This window comes from uncultured Campylobacter sp., from assembly GCF_937949835.1.
Lineage (GTDB): Bacteria > Campylobacterota > Campylobacteria > Campylobacterales > Campylobacteraceae > Campylobacter_B.
The window spans coordinates 1-4,559 of sequence record NZ_CALEDC010000463.1; the positions used below are offsets into that span (position 1 = coordinate 1).

The 4,559-nt window shown below is 51.4% G+C and carries 4 protein-coding genes and 1 pseudogene; all 5 read left to right on the forward strand.

The genetic code is table 11. From position 1 onward, the window contains the following. Positions 1 to 146: 146 nt before the first annotated feature. Positions 147 to 1,742 (forward strand): annotated as a pseudogene (locus Q0256_RS10300) (acetolactate synthase large subunit); the annotation flags it as partial. 1 nt (position 1,743) lies between these two features. Further along, positions 1,744 to 2,214, forward strand: a complete 471-nt coding sequence (gene ilvN, locus Q0256_RS10305) for an acetolactate synthase small subunit (RefSeq protein ID WP_297916700.1) — start codon at positions 1,744 to 1,746, stop codon at positions 2,212 to 2,214. A gap of 31 nt (positions 2,215 to 2,245) precedes the next feature. Beyond that, on the forward strand, positions 2,246 to 3,196 hold the full coding sequence (gene lpxD / locus Q0256_RS10310) for a UDP-3-O-(3-hydroxymyristoyl)glucosamine N-acyltransferase (RefSeq protein WP_297962755.1): 951 nt from the start codon (positions 2,246 to 2,248) through the stop codon (positions 3,194 to 3,196). A gap of 370 nt (positions 3,197 to 3,566) precedes the next feature. After that, complete coding sequence (locus tag Q0256_RS10315; protein WP_297962757.1) at positions 3,567 to 4,184, forward strand: Type 1 glutamine amidotransferase-like domain-containing protein; 618 nt, start codon at positions 3,567 to 3,569, stop codon at positions 4,182 to 4,184. Between the two features lie 137 nt (positions 4,185 to 4,321). Continuing rightward, positions 4,322 to 4,559, forward strand: a 238-nt coding sequence (locus Q0256_RS10320) for an NAD(P)H-dependent oxidoreductase (protein WP_297962759.1), incomplete at its 3' end; no start/stop codon positions are given.

Below are 4,559 nucleotides of genomic sequence, written 5' to 3' on the forward strand. Positions count from 1 at the left end.
TATCCTATCTAGCCACAACAGCTCAAGTAAAATCAAAGCCAGAAAAAGTACCGCTTCAAAAAGTTGGTAGAAGTCTATTTGCTATAACAAATTTTGGCAAATAGCTAGTAAGCAGCAAGGACAAAAAGAGCAAATTTCTCACTTGGTACGATGAAATTTACAAACAAAAATACTTCAGACACATTTTGGTGCGCCACGAGCAGGCCGCGGCGATGGCTGCGGACGGATACGCGCGTGCTAGCGGCAAGGTCGGCGTGGCTGTCGTCACAAGCGGTCCCGGATTTACGAACGCGCTTACGGGGCTTGCTACGGCGTATAGCGATAGCATCCCGATCGTGCTTATCAGCGGGCAGGTTGCGACCTCGCTCATCGGTACCGATGCCTTTCAGGAGATCGATGCGATCGGAATTTCGCGCCCTTGCGTTAAGCACAACTATCTGGTTAAAACGATCGAAGAACTGCCTAGAATTTTAAAAGAGGCCTTTTACATCGCTCGCAGCGGCAGACCGGGACCCGTGCACGTCGATATTCCAAAAGACGTAACGGCGAAGCTTGGCATTTTTGAATATCCTAGCGAAATCAAGATGCAGACTTACAAGCCTAATTATAAGGGCAACGCTAAGCAGATCAAAAAAGCCGTCGAGCTAATCGCAAGCTGCAAAAAGCCTATCCTCTACATCGGAGGCGGCGTTATTAGCGCGGGCGTAAGCGAGCTGGTGCGCGAGCTTAGCGAGTTTGCGCAGATCCCGGTCGTTGAAACACTTATGGCGCTGGGAGCTGTGCGAAGCGACGATAAATTAAATTTAGGCATGGTTGGAATGCACGGCAGCTACGCCGCAAATATGGCGCTTAGCGAGTCGGATCTGATAATCTGCTTGGGCGCGAGATTTGACGATCGCGTCACCGGCAAGCTTAGCGAATTCGGCAAAAACGCAAAGATCATCCACGTCGATATCGATCCTAGCTCGATCTCAAAGATTATAAACGCGGATTATCCGATCGTCGGCGACGTAAAATCGGTGCTAGAGGAGATGCTGCCGCGCATTAGAAGCGAGGTCAGCCCTGCAAATTTCGAGCAGTGGCGCGAGCTCATCCGCAAATACGATGAAATTCACCCGCTTAAATTTAACGACAGCGATGAAATTTTAAAGCCGCAGTGGGTTATCCAAAGTACCGCAAAAATCGCGGGCGAGGACGCTATCATTGCTACGGACGTGGGGCAGCATCAGATGTGGGTCGCTCAGTTTTATCCGTTTTGCAAGCCGCGCACTCTGCTAAGTAGCGGCGGGCAGGGCACGATGGGATACGGCCTGCCCGCGGCATTGGGCGCGAAGGCTTATGCGGGAGATAGACCGGTTATAAATTTCAGCGGCGACGGCTCGATATTGATGAATATCCAAGAGCTGATGACTGCTAGCGCGAGCGGTCTAAACGTCGTAAATATCGTATTAAACAACAATTTCTTAGGCATGGTGCGGCAGTGGCAGAGCCTATTTTACGGGCAGCGTTTCTCATCGACCGATCTTAGCTCGCAGCCCGATTTCGTAAAAATTGCGGGGGGCTTCGGCGGCGTGGGCTTTAGCGTTAGCACCAAAGCGGAATTTGAAGACGCGCTAAAGCAGGCTCTTGCTAGCAAAAAGGTAAGCGTCATCGAGGCTAAGATCGATCGCTTCGAAAATGTCTGGCCGATGGTGCCCGCAGGCGGCGCGCTTTATAATATGATTTTTGAGCAGGAGTCTTAGGATGAATAGCATAAGAAGAGTAATCTCGGTCGTCGTTACCGACGAGCACGGCGTTTTGTCGCGGATCTCGGGGCTTTTTGCGGGGCGCGGCTATAATATCGACAGCCTCACCGTTGCACCGATCCCAAATACCGGTCTATCGCGCCTTAGCATCGTCACTTCGGGCGACGAGCGCGTCATAGAGCAGATCACTAAGCAGCTTCATAAGCTGATCCCCGTCTACAAGGTCATCGATGATGCAAAATTCGTCGAAAAGGAGATGGTTTTGGTAAAGATCGCGCTGGGCGAAAATTTAGCGGGGCTTGATGCCGTTTTAAAAGCCTACAACGGCAGCATCGCAAACAGCGACGACAGCAAGATCGTCATTATGGCGTGCGACGACGCAGACCGCATCGACGGCTTTTTAAAGACGATAAAAAAATACAATCCGATCGACATCGTCCGAGGCGGCAGCGTCGCGCTGGATATGTAAGCGGCGATAAAATTTAATCAAAGGAGCGCAAATGAAATTATCAAAAATTGCCGAAATTTTAAACATAGAGCTTAGCGGGGCGGATGCGGAGATCACCGCGATTAATTCGCTTCAAAACGCGAACGAAAGCGAGCTAAGTTACTGCGATAGCGACAAAAACGAGAAATTTTTATCCGCCACCAAAGCAGCCGCCGTGCTGGTAAAAATCGGCACTGCGGTTCCAAACGGCGTACGAGCGCTGGAGTGCGAAAATCCGCACCTAGCCTTTGCGATCCTAAGCGCGCATTTTGCTAAGCCGCTCATTCGCAGCGGCGCGCCCGCAAAGATCGCCGCCAGCGCACAGATCGGGCAGAACGTGCATATCGGCGTAAATTCCACGATCGGCGAGGATTGCGTCATCTTAAGCGGCGCGTATATCGGCGATGACGTGCATGTCGGAGACGGTTGCATAATCCACGCAAACGCCGTCATCTACAACGACGCGATCATCGGCGAGCGCTGCGTGATCCACGCAAACGCCGTCATCGGAAGCGACGGCTTCGGCTATGCGCATACAAAAACGGGCGAGCACGTTAAAATTTATCACAACGGCAACGTCGTGCTGCAAGACGAGGTCGAAATCGGCGCATGCACTACGATCGATCGCGCGGTATTCGGCTCGACGATAATTGGGCGGGGCAGCAAGATCGACAATCTCGTTCAAATCGGGCACAACTGCGAGCTCGGACAAAACTGCCTCATCGTCTCTCAGGTGGGGCTTGCGGGCTCGACGACGCTCGGGCGTAACGTCGTGATGGGCGGACAGAGCGGCAGCGGTGGGCACGTAAGCGTGGGCGATTTCGTGCAGATCGCGGCGCGCGGCGGCATAAGCAAGGATCTAGCGGGCGGCAAAAACTACGCAGGGCATCCTATAATGGAGCTTAGCGAGTGGTTCAAGCTGCAGGCCAAGATCGTTAGATTTTTTAAAGATAAAAAGCACTAGCCGTTTTGCCTTGGTTGATTAGATCGATCGGCTTAATTTGATCGTTTTGATCGTTCGCTCTGATCGGCTCCTCTAGCTAGGCTCGATTTAATCGGTTCGCGTCGTTTCAGTGAAGTTTAAAATCGCCAGGTAGTTGGCGATTGTGGAGTGATTTGCGCTGCGTTCGGTTTTTGCATAGTTTGCAAACTGCTGCGGCGGTAAATTTTGCCCTTTTATCGACAGAATTCCGCCCGCGCCGTTTTTTGTCGTGCGCTTGCTTTGTGGGCGCGGTAGAATTTACTCTGCTAGTTTGGGTCGCATTGCTCGCAGTCATTGCGGCCAAGCTTTACGAGCGCTTTAAATCAGCGCAAATTTAATGAAAGGAAAAACAATGATAGAGATGTTTTTATGCTCCTATTTTGCGGGTGCGGCGACGCTTTTTGAGGACTATGCGAGGCAAAATATCCGCGCTAAAGAGGTGCTTTTTATCCCGACTGCGGCAAACGTAGAGGAGTACCGAGACTACGTGGACGAGGCGAAAGAGGCGTTTGCCAAAATGGGCTTTGAGGTTCAAATTTTAGACGTTTCAAAAGCGAGCGAGGCCGAAGCGAAGGCAAAGATCGGCGTAGCGCGGGTGCTTTACGTAAGCGGCGGCAACACATTTTATCTTTTGCGCGAGCTTAAAAAGAAAGATCTTGCAGGTCTGATCGCTAGCCGCGTCCGAAGCGGCGAGCTCGCGTACGTGGGCGAGTCGGCGGGCGCGATGATCGCGGCGCCCAGTGTGGAGTACGCGAGCGTGATGGATGATGCGGGCGACTACGGAGCGGCGGCGCAAACGGGGCTTGATCTGGTTAAATTTTACCCGGTGCCGCACTACGGCGAGGAGCCCTTTGTGCAAAGCGCGGCCGAAGTTTTAAAAATTTACGGCGGCAAGCTAAATTTGACGCCGATAAATAACGCTGAAGCGATCGCGGTGCACGGCGATAAAATTGAAATTTTAGGGCGGTAAACTGCGGCGTGAAAGCAAAATTTAGTAATTAAACGCTTCGTAAAATTTACGCTTATATTTTCGCATAGGGCTGCGAGGTGAAATTTTAACTTAGGTGCAGCGAGTCGCTAACGAATAAATTTAATCAAAGGATCAAAATGAAAATATTACTTATCAATGGTGGAGCACCTTTTAACGGTAAAGGCGGTAAGCTAACCAATACTCTGCACGAGCTAGCCAAAAAGACGCTACAAGCCCTAGGGCACGAAACGCGCGAAACCGCGATACACGAGGGCTACGATATAGAGGGCGAGGTAGAAAAATTTCTATGGATGGATGCCGTGATCTGGCAGATGCCCGCGTGGTGGATGGGCGAGCCTTGGTTAGTCAAAAAAT

What these genes read in the sequence shown, in the direction of transcription:
- lpxD (WP_297962755.1), top strand. Translation starts at nt 2,246, where the DNA reads ATGAAATTATCAAAAATTGCCGAAATTTTAAACATAGAGCTTAGCGGG.
- ilvN (WP_297916700.1), top strand. Translation starts at nt 1,744, where the DNA reads ATGAATAGCATAAGAAGAGTAATCTCGGTCGTCGTTACCGACGAGCAC.
- Q0256_RS10315 (WP_297962757.1), top strand. Translation starts at nt 3,567, where the DNA reads ATGATAGAGATGTTTTTATGCTCCTATTTTGCGGGTGCGGCGACGCTT.